Source organism: Phaeobacter sp. NW0010-22 (assembly GCF_040365955.1).
Classification (GTDB): Bacteria; Pseudomonadota; Alphaproteobacteria; order Rhodobacterales; family Rhodobacteraceae; genus OMPR01.
The window spans coordinates 329,418-346,064 of the sequence record NZ_BAABWT010000003.1 but is presented as its reverse complement, the minus strand read 5'-3'; the positions used below and the strand labels follow the sequence as shown (position 1 = coordinate 346,064).

The following is a 16,647-nucleotide window of genomic DNA, read 5'->3' as shown; positions in this document are numbered from 1 at the left end:
GCACCGGGTTAATTTGTGTTACGAAAGCGTTACAAAAAGATCTTTGTTTTCAGATACTTGCTACACTTGGATTAAATATGTTTTTGTTATCAATGATTTAAGGTTGTGCCTAATTATTAGGCAAATTGCTGTGAGGCCAAGAAACTAAGGAGATTCTGAACGGGATCAGAAGTTATCTGCAGAGTTATCCACACGTTTGGTGGACTTATTTTCTCTTGAAAGAGGCTCGCCAAGATTGCAGACAATCCAAGAATCAGATCTGAAAAAATGACAGACCAACCCGAGCCCACTCAAGCCCCCGAAGTCACAGGATATGCCCGGATTCAGGGGTATTTAAAGACGTTAGACAGCTCGCCCGGGGTTTATCGGATGCTGGATAGCGAAAGCCGGGTTCTTTACGTTGGCAAAGCACGCAATCTGCGCGCACGGGTCTCGAATTACTCACGCCCCGGGCATTCCGGGCGCATCGAACGCATGATCGCGGCGACGGCCTCGATGATGTTTTTGACAACGCGCACTGAAACCGAAGCTTTGTTGCTTGAACAGAACCTGATCAAGCAGCTCAAGCCGAAATACAATGTTCTGCTGCGGGATGATAAGAGCTTTCCAAACATATTGGTGGCTAAGGATCACAGCTTTCCACAGATCAAAAAGCATCGGGGGGCGAAAAAGGAAAAGGGTACCTATTTCGGTCCGTTTGCCAGCGCGGGAGCAGTCAATCGGACGCTCAACCAACTGCAAAAGGCGTTCTTGTTGCGGAATTGTTCGGATTCTATGTTTTCGGGGCGGACACGTGCTTGTTTGCTGCACCAGATCAAACGTTGTTCGGGACCCTGCGTGGGGCTGATCACGGCAGAAGCCTATGCTGAAAGCGTGCATGACGCCGAACGGTTCCTGTCGGGGCGGTCTACCAAAATCCAAGAAGAGTTGGCGGTTCAGATGCAAGAAGCATCCGAAGCGATGGAATTTGAACGCGCGGCCGGGCTGCGGGATCGGATCCGGGCCCTGACACAGGTGCAAACCACGCAAGGCATCAACCCGCGTGGCGTTACAGAGGCCGACGTGATCGGGTTGCATATGGACAGTGGCCAAGCTTGTGTGCAGGTCTTTTTCATCCGAGCCAATCAGAACTGGGGCAATCAGGATTTCTATCCTCGGGTGGGCCCTGATGTGTCAGCGGCTGAGGTGATGGAAGCCTTCCTTGGTCAGTTCTATGACAACAAAGAACCGCCGCGGCAGTTAATCCTGTCCGATGGAATAGAGAACTCGGACCTGATGGAGCAAGCCTTGGCTGAAAAGGCGGAGCGTAAGGTGGAAATCCTTGTTCCGCAAAGGGGCGAAAAGGCCGAGCTGATCTCAGGCGCGGTCCGAAACGCGCGCGAATCTTTGGCGCGGCGCATGTCTGAAAGCGCGACACAGGCCAAGCTGTTGCGGGGAGTGGCCGAGGCGTTTCAGCTTGAAGGACCCCCGCAACGAATCGAAGTGTACGACAACTCGCATATCCAAGGCACGAATGCTGTGGGCGGTATGATCGTTGCGGGGCCGGATGGGTTCATGAAAAACGCCTATCGCAAGTTCAACATCCGCGGCGACGACCTGACGCCCGGCGATGACTTTGGCATGATGAAAGAGGTGCTGAACCGGCGCTTTACCCGATTGCAAAAGGAAGACCCGGATCGGGACAAGGGGCTTTGGCCGGATTTGTTACTGATTGATGGCGGGGCAGGGCAGGTCAGTGCGGTTGCAGAAATCATGGCAGCGCACGGGGTTCAGGATATTGCCATGATCGGTGTCGCCAAGGGCGTAGACCGGGACCACGGGAAGGAAGAATTCCATCGATTGGGCGAACGCGCCTTTGCGCTACAGCGTAATGATCCCGTGCTCTATTTTGTTCAGCGGCTCAGAGACGAGGCGCACCGTTTTGCGATTGGCACCCACCGGGCCAAACGCGCCAAGGCGATTGGAGCCACGCCACTGGATGAGGTGCCCGGCGTTGGGGCCACGCGCAAACGGGCCCTTTTGGCGCATTTTGGCAGCGCCAAGGCCGTGAGCCGGGCGAATTTGGTAGACCTCAAAGCGGTTGATGGCATATCCGATGCTCTGGCAGAGACGATCTATGATTTCTTTCACGACAAGGGCTAAGGCCATGTGGCTCGCATGATGTTTCTCAAAACTCCGAACCAGAGAGTCGTTGTGGGGGTGGAATTTGCCGCACCCGGCTTTCATGTTTCCCTGTCGCAATGTAGGGTCCGGTCATGACGTGGAACTTACCTAATATCCTGACCGCACTGCGCCTGATTGCTGCCCCTGGCGTGGCTCTGATGTTCTTGTATTTCACTCGGCCCTACGCCGATTGGCTTGCTTTGATGTTGTTTGTTGTTGCGGCCATAACCGATTGGTTTGATGGCTATCTGGCGCGTGCCTGGAAACAGGAAACCAAGTTGGGTGCGATGTTGGATCCGATCGCGGACAAAGCGATGGTTGTGATCGCCCTGATGGTGATCGTGGGCTATTCGTCGATGTCCCCTTGGTTGGTGCTGCCAGCGACTGTGATCCTGTTTCGCGAGGTCTTTGTGTCCGGCCTGCGGGAATATCTGGGCGATACAGCTGGGACGCTCAAAGTAACCAATCTGGCCAAATGGAAAACCACGGCTCAAATGGTGGCGATTGCTGTTCTGTTTGGACAGGGTGTTTTTGAGCACTATTTGGGCATGAGCGCTTGGGGCATGGATGCGCAGTTGATTGATGACATCCTCATGGGGCGCGAAGAAGATTTGCAAGGGCTGCGTTGGAAATTGGCGGGCATGGAATACACGTGGTGGCTTGGTTTGTCGTTATTGTGGGTTGCTGCCGGTCTGACAGCCATCACCGGCGTAGACTATTTCCGCAAAGCCTTGCCACACGTAAGAGAGAGTTGACGCATGGATGTGCTCTATTTCGCTTGGGTTCGGGAACGTATTGGCCTGCCCAAGGAACAGGTCGAAACCAACGCAATTACCGTGACAGACTTGATTGAAGAGCTGCGCGCAAAAGAAGAACGCTACGAAGTTGCCTTTTCTGACCTCAGCGCATTGCGTGTTGCATTGGATCAGGAGCTGTCGGATTTCGACGCGCCGTTGGCGGGTGTCCGTGAAGTCGCGTTTTTCCCGCCCATGACAGGGGGCTGACCCCATGCGTGTGCTTGTCCAAGACGCGCCCTTTGATTTCGGGGGCGAAGCCAATGCGTTTGCTGATGCTGCGGGAACTTCCGACGGTGCAATTGTGACATTCACAGGTGTCGTACGCGATTTGGCGCGTGGTGATCTGGATGTGATGGAGATCGAGCATTACCCAGGAATGACCGAAAAAGCACTGATCAAGATTGCTGAAGAGGCCATGCAACGTTGGTCTCTGGGGGATGTCTTGGTCATTCACCGGTACGGTCGGTTGGCACCCGGTGATAAGATTATGATGGTTGCTACAGCCGCACCTCATCGCAAAGACGCGTTTGAAGCTGCAGAATATCTGATGGATTATCTGAAATCTCGTGCGCCGTTCTGGAAGAAAGAAATCACCGGGCAGAGGGCTGATTGGGTTGCTGCCAAAGACGCGGACGAAAACGCGCTCAAGCGCTGGTAAGTTACAAAATAGGTTTTGTTTGAGCGACGCGAAGATCCCTTCGCGTCGCTTTCTTGTTGTCCGGTCCAGTTGACCTTAGAAATAGCGCAGCCAGATATACACGTTGGCGATCATCAGTGTCAGGATCATGATTGGAAACGCAATTTTGACAAAGGCGATGAACCCAATGGGTTGTTTGGCTTTCTCAGCGAATGCCGCCACCGTTAGGTTGGCAGATGCCCCTAGCAGGGTACCGTTGCCGCCCAAACACGCACCGAGCGCTAGCGACCACCACAAGGGTTCGATTGCCTCGGGGCCGCCGAACGTGTCCGCAGTGGATTCAATCAAGGGGATCATGGTGGCAACAAACGGAATGTTGTCCAGAATAGCTGACAATATGCCCGATGCCCAAAAGATGAAGAAGGATGTCATCATCAGATCGCCTTGGGTCAGTTCCAGCACCTTTTCCCCAAAGAAAGCCAGCAGGCCAACATGTTCGACACCGGCCACGATCACAAACAGCCCACCGAAGAAAAAGATGGTGACCCATTCGACTTCGCCAAAGATGTGGTGCACGCTCTCGGATTGCTCTTCGCCGTCTTGGTGGCCATAGGCCAGCAACATCAACAAAGCCGCCCCAGCAAGCGCTGAGGTGCCGGGCTGAACACCATAACCGTGCCCAACCACAAACCCAAAGATCACTAAGCCAAGAACGCCCAGAGATTTGAACATCATGGGCTTGTCTGTGATCGCTTCGTTTTCTTTGAACTTCATGATTCGAGCGCTGGCTTCGGCGGGGATCGCAGCCAGTTCTTTTCGGTTCATGAGGTAAATGATTCCTGTCAGAACCACCAAGCAAATAGCGGAAATCGGGGCAAGGTTAACAACAAACTCATTGAAGCTGAGGCCGGCTGCGGAACCGATAATGATATTGGGCGGGTCACCGATCAAAGTGGCGGTGCCCCCCACATTCGAGGCTAGAATTTCAGCGATGAAAAAGGGAAAGACACGGGTTTCAAGCGCATCCGTGATCAGCAAGGTGATCGGTGCAATCAGTAGCACTGTGGTCACGTTATCCAGCAAGGCGGAAAACACAGCGGTGATCAGCGTGAGCATGATCAAGATGCCAGTGGGATTCGCATTGACCGTTTTGGCAGCTTTGATCGCGACATATTGGAATAGGCCACATTTGCTGGTGATGCCCACGATGACCATCATTCCTATGAGAAGGGCGAGTGTGTTTGAATCCACCCCTCCAATGGCTTGTTCCTGATTGATAATGCCGAAAAGAACCATCAATGAGGCCCCCAGCATTGCAAGAATGGCGCGGTTTACCTTTTCTGTGATGAGAACGGCATAGACCAAGATCAAGATGCCTGTTGCGATCCAAACTGGGTCAACACCCAAGAGATCGGGAACGGAGAGGGTGGCCCCTCCGTGTGAATTAGATTGAGTTGTCACGGGTTTTGTCCGGTTTTCTTGTTAGCTCAGAACGTTATCGAGCAAGGAGTTTGCGCTTACGGTCCCTACAAAACGGTTGGTTTCTGGCTCCACCAAAATGACGTGTCGCTTAAATTTGTAGACCAGAAAAATCCCCTCCATCACAGGGGTGTCGGGGGCGGTTACTGGGATGTTGGCCGGATTAGACATGTTGTCCGACACTTTTTCGTCTTTCAAACGCTCAAGCTGAGCATCAAAATCAGAATTGCTGAGGCTCATGAAGCCCAGGCTTTCCATTGGCACGCGGGTGCTATCTGCGCCCATGCCAATTGTCGCTGCGCGGGGCAGGATTAGTTTCAAGAGAGTTGGTGCGGTAAACACGCCTTTGTAAAAGCCATTTTCATCGACCACCGGCAGGAAGCGGGCACGGCTGTCTTTGATGGTGTTAAACGCGGCCGCAATGCTGTCGTTGGGGTGAATGGTTCTTTGCTTGTGCGGCGGAACCATTACGTCAATGCATTTCAAACCCATATCAGGACCTTTATTGGGTACGCACATACCGTTCAAAAGCAGATCATCCCAAATTTGAGAGAGCCACCAGAAAAGGTGCGTATCACAAGGATTAGATTATGGGGCTCTTCTTTTCATTCTGGGATGGATTTGCCCAGACCAAATGTCTGAATTCCTGAGAGTTTTTTCATATGTGTGGTACGTCAAAATCCTGCTCAATTAATGAGATCTAGGGTCTTGTTCTGACAGTGAATAAACGGTTCAACCCTGTTGCGTTCGGAGTTCTTCAGCATCTTGGCGGGCGGCGCGCAGGCCATCCATGGCAGCTGCCAGTTCTGCTTCGGTTTGAGTCAGCTGATTTGTAAGCTCTGCTTCACGTTGCTGCAGGTATGTGATGGCCTGATCGCGGGTTTCTTCCGCTTCGTGCAGTTCCTGGCTCATCCGATCCAGATCGGCAACGTCGCTTTGCCGGACGCGTGTCACGCGGTGGACCAGCCAGTTGGCAAACCAACCCATGACAAATGCAACAAAGAGGATGATCGCAGTGGCGATGATGAATTCGGTACGGTTCATTACTGATCCTCTCCAGCGGTTTCCGGTGCGTTGTCTTCTGCCGGGTTGGTATCTTGGTTTGCGGGTGTTTCGGGGGCGCCGTCAACCGCACCTGCGGGTTGCTCTGCGATCGCGTCCAGCGTCGTTTCGGTTTCTTCCAGGTCGGCGGGGCGAATGTATCTGAACGTAATGCGGCGGTTTTCCTCACGACCCTCTTCGGTGTCGTTGTCGCCGATTGGCTGTGTTTCCCCATAACCGACGGCGCCGTAGCTCGACGTCAAAATGCGGCGGGCGCGAAGCTCGTTGAGGACTGATTGCGCACGGGATTGGCTGAGCTGTTGGTTCATTGTCGCGCGGCCCTGACTATCCGTATGCCCCTGAATTTCCATTCTGATCGGGCCACATACTTTCAAAACGTCTGCAATCAGATCGACGGTTTTCAACGACTCCGTGGCAATTGTCGCGGATCCCGGCTCAAAGGCAATTTTTGCACGACTTTGGATATCCGCGATCCGGGCTTCGCATTCTTCCGGTGCGATGTCCTTATCGAGCGGCTCTGGTGGGGCCTGATATGTGATCGAAAGCGCGTAATTCTGCGCTTCACCCAGCTTTTCTGACAGGTGGCGTGCAATTTCGGATTTCGCATCCTTTTGTTCGCTCACACCGCGCAAGCTGACCTTGTCCGGTGTCACCGTCAGGGCGCCATTCTTGAGAAAGGATAAGGCTTCCAACCCCGCAAGGACCCGTACGGGCCATTCGCTGGGCAAATCAGGGGTCAGGCGTGTCGCAGTGTACACCGAACTTGATCCAAAAGCAGCCTTTGCATAGCTGTCGACCATCCGGCGTAGGTTTTCGTCACCCAAGCGACCACGCAATTGAACCAGCCCTTCGGGGCTGCGGGTGGCTGTGAATTCCGGGGGGCCGATGGAATCTTTTGTCTCAGGTTCCGGTAAAACCGGGTGCAGAGCAAAAACATCTGGGAGCGCTGTTTCCAATTCGCCAATCACGCGATCAAAAAGCGCTGGATCTGTGCCTTGGGCCGCGATGAGAGTGATATCGGCGTCTGATATGGTTACGGAGCCCACTTTTAGCTCGGATAACGCCTGAATGCTCAATTCAGATGCGCGTGCCCAGTTCGGGGAAGGGACGCCCATTCCCACAGTGCACTCTGCGTTGCCTTCCAGACCAGCAGCGTGGGCCGCATTGAGAATGCGTTTTTTTGCAGTGTCATCCTGCGCCGAACAGGCATCAAAATGAGGGCCCGTCTCATCTAGGATAAAGCGCAGCGTAAAGGGGGTAATCACCGGGCGAGGGGCCGCAATGTCCAACCCTATCCGAAGACTGGGTGGCGCCATTTTGGTCAATTCCTGTTCCAGCTTTTCCTTTTGCGCGCGACTATCCGAGATCGCAATCACGGCGACTCGTCCAGCGCTCACCGATACTTTTGAGCGGGGCAGCACTCGAAGGGCCGCCATGGCGTAGCTCATAGCATCGTCCCAGCCCGTAGGTTTGGGATAGTCCGCCATCTCTAACAAGTCGGTGACTTTGTGGGCTTTATCCAAATCCCGCAGGGCGCGGATGATAGCGTCGCGATCAACGCTGCTTGGAATAAGGCCAATGATGGAGACACCAGAGTCATTGCGCAGAATTTCGGCTGAGAACCGAGGCGCAGCAAGATCCGCTGTGGGTGTGATTTTCATCTGGTCGATGACGCGGGATGGATCCACTTCGCCGCCAATCACGCTAAGGGCATTAAAGCGGGTGGCTTCATCTTTGGCGGTGCCGCTTACAATGACACGCAGCCCATCTGCCTGAACCTCGGCCCAGGCGTGGCCTTGTTCATCGAGCGTCCGGCGGACTGCAATTTCAGAGTTTTCTTCTACTGCAGTAACAGCAAAGCTGGCAGCAACAAGAGAGACTCCTGCAGCCAGTAGAAAGGTCAAGGCGACCACAATCGAAAGAGGGATGCGCATATTTCAGTTCTATTTCGTATGGTCTTTAAGTGTCGTCATACATTCCCCGCCCTTCGGACGCAATCATGCCAGCAGTGCAGCACAAAAGAAGATAAGCGGAATAAAGCCAGTGTCGCGGTTTACCCTGAAGAGTTGCAGCAGCTTAGCGTTGTCTTCGATATCTAATCCTCGAAGCTGCCACGTCATATGCCAGCCCATTGCCCAGGGCCCTACCAAGGCCAGACCCAGAGCCAGAAAAGAAGCGTCGGGCAGCCCGGCTTCGATCACGGCCAGTCCCATTAAGGACACGGTTGCAACCAGAAAGTACTTCATCCAGCGCGCGGTATCCTGTCCAAACAGGCGGGCTGTAGATTTGACACCAATCAGGGCATCATCTTCGGTGTCCTGGTGCGCATAGATCGTGTCATAGAACAACGTCCAGGCGATGCCTGCGGCGTATAGAAACAACGCCGGTGCGCCCAATGATCCGCTGTGCGCGGTCCAGGCCAAAAGCGCGCCCCAATTAAAGGCCAGGCCCAAGAAAACCTGTGGCCACCACGTGAACCGTTTAGCAAAGGGATAAACGGCGACGGGCAAAAGCGAGAGGACACCAAGAGCGATTGCGGCCTGATTGAAGGTTAACAAAATTGCCAAACCCAGCAGGGCCTGCAAAATCATCCATGCCAAGGCTTGGCGCACGCTTACTTGCCCAGACGGTATCGGCCGTGATCGTGTGCGCTCGACCTGACCATCAAAGTCGCGATCCGTGATGTCATTCCATGTACATCCAGCGCCACGCATCAGCCACGCCCCGAGCGCACAGCCAACCGCGATCCACAGATCAAACAGGCTCGGATTTTGGTCATCCAAGATTGCCAGCGCAAGCCCCCACCAACAGGGGATGAGCAGCAGCCACGTCCCAATTGGTCGGTCTGCACGGCTCAGGCGCAGGTAGGGGCGTGAAAACGCTGGGGCATATTGGTCGACCCAGTTGTCTTGTGGTGCGTCAGAGACCTGACCATCTGGTGTTGGGGCATTGCCTTGCATATGTAGGCTTTCATGAGTGCAAAGATCAGACTGTATGTAGAGCACCCGCTAGGGGATGGGCAATCGGTTCCTTTGGATCGCGATCAGGCGCATTACCTTTTTGGCGTGATGCGGATGACCGTGGGAGGACAGGTGTTGCTGTTCAACGGTCGAGATGGTGAATGGCTGGCCGATGTGGCCGAGGCTGGCAAACGGGGCGGGGTACTGGTGTGTGTGAAACAGACCAAACCGCTGCAGATGCCGCCGGACCTTTGGTTGCTGTTTGCGCCAATCAAAAAAACCCGAACAGATTTCATTGTTGAAAAGGCCACCGAAATGGGGGCCGCACGGATTTTGCCGGTCCATACTGCCTATACCAACTCAGAACGTATCCGACAGGACCGGCTTCAGGCTCACGCGGTTGAGGCCGCCGAACAATGTGGTGGCACCTATGTTCCCGAGGTTGCGGCGTTGCAAAAGCTGGACCGTGTGTTGGATCAATGGCCCGATGGGCGGCAATTGATGTTCTGCGACGAAGCCGAGGTTGGCGCGGCAAAACAATTGGCGGAACAAACACCGGGGCAACCTTGGGCGATTCTGATTGGGCCCGAGGGCGGGTTCTCAGACGCTGAACGCAAACGGTTGTGGGCGCAGCCCTTTGCCCATGTCGTCAGCTTGGGGCCGCGGATTTTGCGAGCTGACACGGCTGCTGTGGCCGCCATGACGGTATGGCAGCAGGCCTTGGGGGATTGGGGATGATCCGCGAAGCGACGCAAGACGACGCGGTGGCGATTGATGCATTTCTGGCGGAACACGCTGCCAGCTCGATGTTTTTGCGCAGCAACCTCGCGTCTCAGGGTGTTGGGATTAGCGACCACCCGCTTTCGTCTCGGATCTTTCTTCGGGAGGTGGAAGGCATTGTTGGTGTCTTTGGTGTGACCAAGGGCGGATACTTGATGGTGCAAATGCCCGACCTCACCAGCGACGCTGCCACTGCGTTTGCACGTTCGATTTCCGGGTCCACGGTATTGGGTATGACAGGACCAACCGCGCAGGTTGAAACGACGTTGGTAGCTTTGGGGTTGGACAACGGTGAATTTCGGTTGAACCACGATGAGCCGCTGTACCGGTTAGAGCTGTCACAAATGTCGGCACAAACCGTGGACTGTCGCCCGATGGAGCCGAGCGATGTGCCCCTGTTGGAGGGATGGTTTGCGCAGTATCTGACGGATACCAATCAAGCCAGCGCGGAAGAGGCCAAAAAAATCGCACCGGCGCGCGCGAGATCAGACCTTGAAACCGGGCGTGTGCGTCTCTTGATGAAGCAGGGAAAAGCTGTTGCCATGGCCTCTTTGAATGCCATTGTGTCTGATCATGTGCAGGTCGGTGGGGTATATGTTCCTTCTGACATGCGTGGGCGTGGATATGGGCGAGATGTGACACTGGGTTTGTTACAGGAAGCCAAAGGAAATGGGAAAAAAGTGGCGGTGTTGTTTGCCAACAACCCACCGGCTGCTCGCGCATATGAGGCGATCGGGTTTGAGCAGGTTGGTTGGTATCGGATCGCGCTACTTGGTCAACCACAGGAGATACGTTCATGAGTTTCATCCGACCCGAAGCCCGAGCTGAATTATGGCGCTGGCGCGAGGTTCTGGCTGGCATCGGATTGGCCCTGCTTGGGTTAAGCTGGATCTCTGGCCCTGGTGGATTGCTGGGCGGTATTGGCTGGGCTGTTGTGGTGATTGCCTCCGTCGTGGTTGTGGTTGGCGTGCAACGTGCCCGCTTTCGCACCGGTAGTGGCGGCCCCGGTATCGTTTTGGTGGACGAGCGGCAGATCACTTATTACGGCCCGTTGACTGGGGGGGTGATCGCGACCGAGAACCTTGAGAAACTGACGTTGGATCCAACCGCGAAGCCTGCGCATTGGATTTTGGATCAACACGGTCAACCGCCGCTGCATATTCCAATCACTGCCGAGGGCGCGGATGATCTGTTTGACGTGTTTTCCACGTTGCCCGGTCTGCAAACACAGCGGATGCTTGCAGAATTGACAGGAACAGGTGGGTTGCCGGTGGTGATTTGGGAACGAAATACTATGGAACGCCCGCCCCACATGCGCTTGCACTAGAAAGTGAAAGACAACGTTTTCCCATGGACAACGTGGATAAGAACACGCAAGCGTGAAAATCTGGTCAGACTTTGAGCTGACCATCCATTGACACCCAGCATGAATCTGCCCACTTCTCGGCATATAATGCATGCAGCGAATGACGGAGCGCGCCCTATGTCCATTCCTCAGTCCGGCGGTGGGCCGATTGAACGCCATGAACAACTGGCCGAGTATTTGGCCGATGGATGTAAGCCAAAAGAAGAGTGGCGCATCGGAACCGAGCACGAAAAGTTCGGGTATTGCAAAGACACGCACAAGGCACTGCCGTTTGAAGGCAAACGGTCGATTGTTGCGGTTCTCGAAGGTCTGCGTGACCGGCACGGTTGGTCCGAAGTGCGCGAAGGCGCGCATCTGATCGGGTTGGAAAAAGACGGGGCCAATGTCTCGCTAGAACCTGGTGGCGCGCTGGAACTGTCCGGCGCCCCGTTAGAAACGATTCACGAAACCTGCGACGAGGTGAACATTCACCTGCGTGAGGTCAAAGATATCGCTGATGAGATCGGCGTTGGCTTTATTGGTCTTGGTGCTGCACCGATCTGGAAACATGACGAAGTACCACTGATGCCCAAGGGCCGGTACACGCTGATGAACGATTACATGGAAAAAGTTGGCACAATGGGCCGTTCCATGATGCGTCGGACGTGTACCGTTCAGGTAAACCTCGATTTCGGGTCCGAGGCCGACATGGTGCAGAAGTTGCGCGTTGCTTTGGCTTTGCAGCCTGTTGCGACGGCGCTATTTGCCAATTCGCCGTTCTTTGAAGGCAAGCCAAACGGACATAAAAGCTGGCGCAGCCGGATTTGGCGGGATTTGGACGACGCGCGCACAGGAATGTTGCCCTTTGTGTTCGAAGAAGGGTTTGGCTTTGAACGATACGTTCAATATGCGCTCGATGTGCCGATGTATTTCGTCTACCGCGACGGGCAGTACATCAACGCGCTGGGCATGTCGTTCCGCGACTTCCTGAAAGGGAAACTGCCAGCTTTGCCCGGCGAGACACCAACGCTTAGCGATTGGGCGGATCATCTCACCACAGCATTCCCCGAAGCGCGTATTAAAAAGTACATGGAAATGCGCGGCGCGGATGGGGGTCCGTGGCGTCGTTTGTGTGCTTTGCCTGCTTTCTGGGTTGGGCTGATGTATGATCAGTCTTCGCTGGATGCGGCTTGGGATCTGGTTAAAGGTTGGGATGCTGAAACCCGCGAAGGGTTGCGGGTGGCTGCCAGCGAAACGGCCCTGCAGGCGCAGGTCGGCAATATCAAAATGCATGATCTTGCCCGCGAGGTGGTGGCGATTTCTGAAGCGGGCCTAAAGGCGCGTGCCAAAGAAGGTGCCGGTGGTTTGGTTCCGGATGAAACCCATTTCCTGAATGCGCTGAAAGACAGTCTGGACAGCGGAAAAGTGCCGGCTGATGAATTGTTGGAGCGTTACCACGGCGATTGGAACGGGGATCTAAGCAAGATCTACGGCGATTACAGCTATTAATCTGGGCTGGTTTCGCTCGCCTTAGAAAAACCTCTCGCGCCGCATGCCGGCGCGGAGGGAATTCAGTTCTTCGACCCGATTTTGGGTTCGGTTCCGGCCCGAATGCGCGAAATATTTGCGCTGTGACGCCAATAGACCAGCAGGGTCAAAACGATCCCCAGTATCAGATTGGTGCCATACCCTAAGCCAACGGCCCAAAGCGTTGAGCCTGCCGCCGCACACAAAGCTCCCATTGACGAAATACGCGACAGGGCGGCCCCAACGAGCCATGTCAGGCAACACGCGACGCCAACTGGCCAAGCAAGCGCCAACCAAATGCCAAGGAACGTGGCAACACCTTTGCCGCCTTTGAACCCAAGCCAAACCGGAAAGCAGTGACCGACAAATGCGGCCAGCGCGGCAATTTGAACAGCGTCTTCACCTGCGAACGCGCGCGCAACTAAGACGGCCGCTGCGCCTTTGCCACCATCAAACAACAGTGTCAGCGCAGCCGCTGATTTATTGCCAGTGCGTAAGACGTTGGTTGCGCCGATATTGCCAGACCCAATGTCACGCAGATTGCCAAGCCCCATGACTTTGGCAAGGATCATGCCGAAGGGAATCGAGCCCAGCCCGTAGCCGATAACGGCCCAAAGGATCAGTTGGGCAGATGTAGAGTCAAAAGGCGGCATCAGGCTCTCCGATAGATTTCATGTCCGGCAACATATGTTGCCTGCACTCTACCTTGCATCCGCTGACCATCAAAAGGTGTGTTCTGCGATTTGGATTTTAAAGTGGCGCGGTCCAGAATAAAGGGCACATCAGGATCAAACAGAACCAGATCAGCAGGGGCGCCAGCGGACAGCCGTCCACTGTTTAGACCAAGGCGATTTGCAGGATTTAGCGACATGGCGCGGAACAAGGTTGGCAAATCCAATTGGTCAGAGTGGTAAAGACGCAGCGCAGCTGGCAGCAGCGTTTCCATTGCAACCGCCCCGGCTGCGGCCTCTTCAAACGGTAGACGCTTGCTTTCTTCGTCCTGTGGGGTGTGCATCGAACTGATGATGTCGATCAGGCCCGTTCGCACGGCTTCAATAACGGCCTGTCGGTCGTCTTCGGATCGCAGTGGTGGTTTAACCTTGAAGAAGGTGCGATAGTCGGAAACGTCCAGCTCATTCAACGTCAGGTGATGAATCGATGTCCCGGCGGTAATGTCGAGCCCGTTGTTTTTGGCACGTTCCAACGCTGGCAAGGCACGGGCTGTCGTGATTTGATCGGCGTGGTAACGGGCACTGGTCATTTCCAGCAGAGCGATATCGCGATCCAATCCCATGCGTTCGGCCATCGGTGACACAGCAGGAAGCCCACGCAGGGCGGCAAATTTGCCACTGGTGGCGGCAGTACCCGCGCTCAGGATCGGTTCTTGTGGATGGGCCATAACCAGCGCCCCACAGGACCGTGCGTAGGTCAGCGCGCGTGTGAATACCTTGGTGTTGCTGATAACGTGATCGCAATCGGTAAAGGCCACTGCGCCTGCATCCATCAGGAACCCGATTTCTGTCATTTCGCTGCCTTCGCGCCCTTTGGTTAACGCCGCCATCGGCAGAACATTGACTGGGGCTTCGGCTTGGGCCCGACGGGTCACGAATTCTAGCGTTTCAGGATTGTCGATTGTGGGCGTGGTGTCTGGGCGCGTGACCATCGTCGTAACGCCACCAGCGGCTGCAGCGGCCCCGGCAGACTTATAGCTTTCTTTGTGCCGTTCACCGGGTTCGCAAACCTTGACGCCAATGTCGACGATGCCGGGGGCCAGGCATTTCCCCCGACAGTCAATGATGGTGTCGATGGACGGCGGTATATCCGATCCTTGCCTTTGGATGATGCCATCGCGCACGTGTAGCCATCCAAGCGTGTCGGTATTGGCTTCGGGATCAATAAGGCGGGCATTTGTAAAGAGGAGGTCGCTCATGTCAGTGCCCTTTCGATGGCGGTTTTGGTCGCGGCTGGATCAGCTTGGTATTTTATCAGATGCTTATCACCGGATTTTGTGATGATCTGTACAAAGCTGCCAATGGTTTTGACCGCTTCGATTTGAGACAATTGTATCGTGCGTGGGCCGGGACCTATCAGGGCACCTTCTTTGACTTCCCAAACGGCTGATAACTCTTCACTGGCGAGATACCAGCCGCGGATCGCGATTGCGGCCAATCCTGCGGGCGCACCTGTCCAGACGTATGGGTTGCCAACGATCCAAAGAATAGCCATCGCCCCCCCCATCCCAAGGGCTGCGAGCCATGTATGGGATCGGATATAGGCAGCACGGTCTGCGGTGAAACGGGTCATAGGGCCACCTTTAACACTGCCAGTATGATCAAGGTCATGATCACCGCAAACAGGCCAAATCCGATGCGCCGGGCGTCTGATCGGATCTGGCGCGGTGATTTGCGCTGTGCTGAATAAGGTTGGGCGCTTTTGGTGGGGATGTGTTGCGCGGTCCAATCGGTGCCGTCTTCGGTATAGACGCCGACCAGTAAAACGTTTGGGTTGGGGCGCAACTGCATGGATTGACCGTCAAAGGCTTTGCTGCGCAGGAGCATGACCCACCCTGTGAGGGCGTCCAACTTTGCGATGTCCAATTGATCTAGCGAGAGGCCGCACCCTTCGGTCAGGTATCCAACCAATCCTAGATCCTGTAGGTCAGTGAGGGGAAAGATTTCGACTTGATCTGGGTCCAAGCCACAGACACCCAAAATTTGAGCGGCAGCACCGGGTTCACGTAGAAACCGCGCCTCTTCTGGTCGCATATCCAGTGAAAACAAACGCAGAACCGCGTGTTCACCTGCGGCAACGACCAGCGGATCAGTCATGTTGACCCCTATGATTTCGGGCCAGCAGTTCCATCGCGGCCATACGGACGGCAACGCCCATTTCGACCTGTTCCTGAATGACCGAGCGGTTTATGTCATCGGCAAGCTGGCCGTCGATTTCAACGCCCCGGTTCATCGGGCCGGGGTGCATGACAATCGCATCGGCTTTGGCCAATGAGAGTTTCGCTTCATCCAGACCGTACCGATGGTAGTATTCACGCTCGGATGGGATGAAACCACCGTCCATCCGTTCCTTTTGGAGGCGTAGCATCATCACCACGTCGACGTCTTTCAGGCCTTCGTGCATGTCGTCATAAATTTCAGCCCCGAAATCAGCGAACTGGCTAGGCACCAAAGTGGGTGGTCCAACCAATCGGATGCGATTTTCCATCTTGCCCAACAGGATCAAATTTGAACGGGCCACGCGAGAGTGAGCAACATCTCCGCAAATCGCGATGTTCAGCCGGTGCAGGCGTCCCTTTGCCCGGCGAATGGTAAGCGCATCAAGCAATGCCTGCGTCGGGTGCTCGTGTTTTCCATCCCCGGCGTTCAACACGGCGCAGTTCACTTTTTGCGCCAACAGATCAACCGCGCCCGAATGGGGATGCCGCACCACCAGCAAATCCGGGTGCATCGCGTTCAGTGTCATAGCCGTGTCAATCAGGGTTTCGCCCTTTTTGATCGAGCTGGCCTGCATGGCCATATTCATTACATCCGCGCCCAGTCTCTTGCCGGCCAACTCGAAAGATGCCTGTGTCCGGGTCGAGTTTTCGAAGAACATATTAATTTGGGTCATGCCTGACAGAACATCGGCATGCTTGGTCGATTGTCGGTTCAGATCGACATAGGTTTCCGCCAGATCCAGAATGGCGGTAATATCGCTGGGGGAAAGATGCTCGATGCCAAGAAGGTGACGGTGGGCAAAACTCATGGCGCAGCTCCGATCTGACAATTTTCCCGCTTATAGAAAGGTCCCGCCAAAGGGGCAATATGTTGTGGCAGGGTTAATCACCCTCTTGTTTGGGCGGTGTTGGAAGACATGTTCCGTCAGATTGACAGGTGAACCCCA

General features: G+C 54.9%; 18 protein-coding genes. 8 read left to right on the top strand and 10 right to left on the bottom strand.

Going from position 1 to position 16,647, the window contains the following annotated elements; genetic code table 11:
• The first annotated feature begins 267 nt into the window (after positions 1 to 267).
• From uvrC to ABWV33_RS08550, 4 genes are all read left to right on the top strand, one after another.
• Positions 268 to 2,142, top strand: a complete 1,875-nt coding sequence (gene uvrC, locus ABWV33_RS08565) for an excinuclease ABC subunit UvrC (protein ID WP_353330066.1) — start codon at positions 268 to 270, stop codon at positions 2,140 to 2,142.
• Between the two features lie 113 nt (positions 2,143 to 2,255).
• On the top strand, positions 2,256 to 2,918 hold the full coding sequence (gene pgsA / locus ABWV33_RS08560; protein ID WP_113825507.1) for a CDP-diacylglycerol--glycerol-3-phosphate 3-phosphatidyltransferase: 663 nt from the start codon (positions 2,256 to 2,258) through the stop codon (positions 2,916 to 2,918).
• Between the two features lie 3 nt (positions 2,919 to 2,921).
• Complete coding sequence (gene moaD, locus ABWV33_RS08555) at positions 2,922 to 3,167, top strand: molybdopterin converting factor subunit 1 (RefSeq protein ID WP_353330064.1); 246 nt, start codon at positions 2,922 to 2,924, stop codon at positions 3,165 to 3,167.
• Positions 3,168 to 3,171: 4 nt separating this feature from the next.
• Positions 3,172 to 3,618, top strand: coding sequence for a molybdenum cofactor biosynthesis protein MoaE (locus tag ABWV33_RS08550; protein WP_164618410.1), 447 nt, complete (start codon positions 3,172 to 3,174; stop codon positions 3,616 to 3,618).
• A 75-nt stretch (positions 3,619 to 3,693) separates the two neighbouring features.
• Here ABWV33_RS08550 and ABWV33_RS08545 read toward each other — a convergent pair whose 3' ends face one another.
• From ABWV33_RS08545 to ubiA, 5 genes are all read right to left on the bottom strand, one after another.
• Positions 3,694 to 5,058 (bottom strand): ArsB/NhaD family transporter, encoded by a 1,365-nt coding sequence (locus tag ABWV33_RS08545; RefSeq protein ID WP_353330062.1) that lies wholly within the window; start codon positions 5,056 to 5,058, stop codon positions 3,694 to 3,696.
• Between the two features lie 21 nt (positions 5,059 to 5,079).
• Positions 5,080 to 5,568, bottom strand: coding sequence for a CBS domain-containing protein (locus tag ABWV33_RS08540; protein ID WP_164618406.1), 489 nt, complete (start codon positions 5,566 to 5,568; stop codon positions 5,080 to 5,082).
• A 240-nt stretch (positions 5,569 to 5,808) separates the two neighbouring features.
• A complete protein-coding gene (locus ABWV33_RS08535; protein WP_113825502.1) occupies positions 5,809 to 6,120 on the bottom strand; it encodes a hypothetical protein in 312 nt (103 codons plus the stop codon).
• Entirely contained in the window at positions 6,120 to 8,072 is a 1,953-nt protein-coding gene (locus tag ABWV33_RS08530; protein WP_353330059.1) for an OmpA family protein, read from the bottom strand. Before ABWV33_RS08530 ends, ABWV33_RS08535 begins: the two co-directional genes overlap by 1 nt.
• A gap of 63 nt (positions 8,073 to 8,135) precedes the next feature.
• Complete coding sequence (gene ubiA / locus ABWV33_RS08525) at positions 8,136 to 9,098, bottom strand: 4-hydroxybenzoate octaprenyltransferase (protein ID WP_353330057.1); 963 nt, start codon at positions 9,096 to 9,098, stop codon at positions 8,136 to 8,138.
• A gap of 12 nt (positions 9,099 to 9,110) precedes the next feature.
• Here ubiA and ABWV33_RS08520 point away from each other — a divergent pair, with 12 nt between their 5' ends.
• From ABWV33_RS08520 to ABWV33_RS08505, 4 genes are all read left to right on the top strand, one after another.
• Positions 9,111 to 9,836 carry a 16S rRNA (uracil(1498)-N(3))-methyltransferase gene (locus tag ABWV33_RS08520; RefSeq protein WP_353330055.1) on the top strand — a complete coding sequence of 242 codons (726 nt, stop codon included), beginning with the start codon at positions 9,111 to 9,113 and terminating at the stop codon, positions 9,834 to 9,836.
• Positions 9,833 to 10,678, top strand: a complete 846-nt coding sequence (locus ABWV33_RS08515) for a GNAT family N-acetyltransferase (protein ID WP_353330053.1) — start codon at positions 9,833 to 9,835, stop codon at positions 10,676 to 10,678. The genes ABWV33_RS08520 and ABWV33_RS08515 overlap by 4 nt, the downstream gene beginning before the upstream one ends.
• Positions 10,675 to 11,205, top strand: coding sequence for a hypothetical protein (locus tag ABWV33_RS08510; protein ID WP_353330051.1), 531 nt, complete (start codon positions 10,675 to 10,677; stop codon positions 11,203 to 11,205). The genes ABWV33_RS08515 and ABWV33_RS08510 overlap by 4 nt, the downstream gene beginning before the upstream one ends.
• A 156-nt stretch (positions 11,206 to 11,361) precedes the next feature.
• Entirely contained in the window at positions 11,362 to 12,732 is a 1,371-nt protein-coding gene (locus ABWV33_RS08505) for a glutamate--cysteine ligase (RefSeq protein WP_121998307.1), read from the top strand.
• A 62-nt stretch (positions 12,733 to 12,794) separates the two neighbouring features.
• Here the strand turns inward: ABWV33_RS08505 and plsY are convergent, their stop codons facing one another.
• The 5 genes from plsY to ABWV33_RS08480 are packed head-to-tail and all read right to left on the bottom strand — an operon-like array spanning position 12,795 to position 16,509.
• Positions 12,795 to 13,403, bottom strand: coding sequence for a glycerol-3-phosphate 1-O-acyltransferase PlsY (gene plsY / locus ABWV33_RS08500; protein ID WP_353330049.1), 609 nt, complete (start codon positions 13,401 to 13,403; stop codon positions 12,795 to 12,797).
• A complete protein-coding gene (pyrC, locus tag ABWV33_RS08495; protein WP_353330047.1) occupies positions 13,403 to 14,680 on the bottom strand; it encodes a dihydroorotase in 1,278 nt (425 codons plus the stop codon). The genes plsY and pyrC overlap by 1 nt, the downstream gene beginning before the upstream one ends.
• Positions 14,677 to 15,054: a hypothetical protein gene (locus tag ABWV33_RS08490; RefSeq protein ID WP_113825493.1), complete on the bottom strand. Its 378-nt coding sequence runs from the start codon at positions 15,052 to 15,054 to the stop codon at positions 14,677 to 14,679. The genes pyrC and ABWV33_RS08490 overlap by 4 nt, the downstream gene beginning before the upstream one ends.
• On the bottom strand, positions 15,051 to 15,578 hold the full coding sequence (locus ABWV33_RS08485) for a hypothetical protein (protein ID WP_353330044.1): 528 nt from the start codon (positions 15,576 to 15,578) through the stop codon (positions 15,051 to 15,053). Before ABWV33_RS08485 ends, ABWV33_RS08490 begins: the two co-directional genes overlap by 4 nt.
• A complete protein-coding gene (locus tag ABWV33_RS08480; protein ID WP_121998311.1) occupies positions 15,571 to 16,509 on the bottom strand; it encodes an aspartate carbamoyltransferase catalytic subunit in 939 nt (312 codons plus the stop codon). The genes ABWV33_RS08485 and ABWV33_RS08480 overlap by 8 nt, the downstream gene beginning before the upstream one ends.
• Between the last annotated feature and the right edge of the window lie 138 nt (positions 16,510 to 16,647).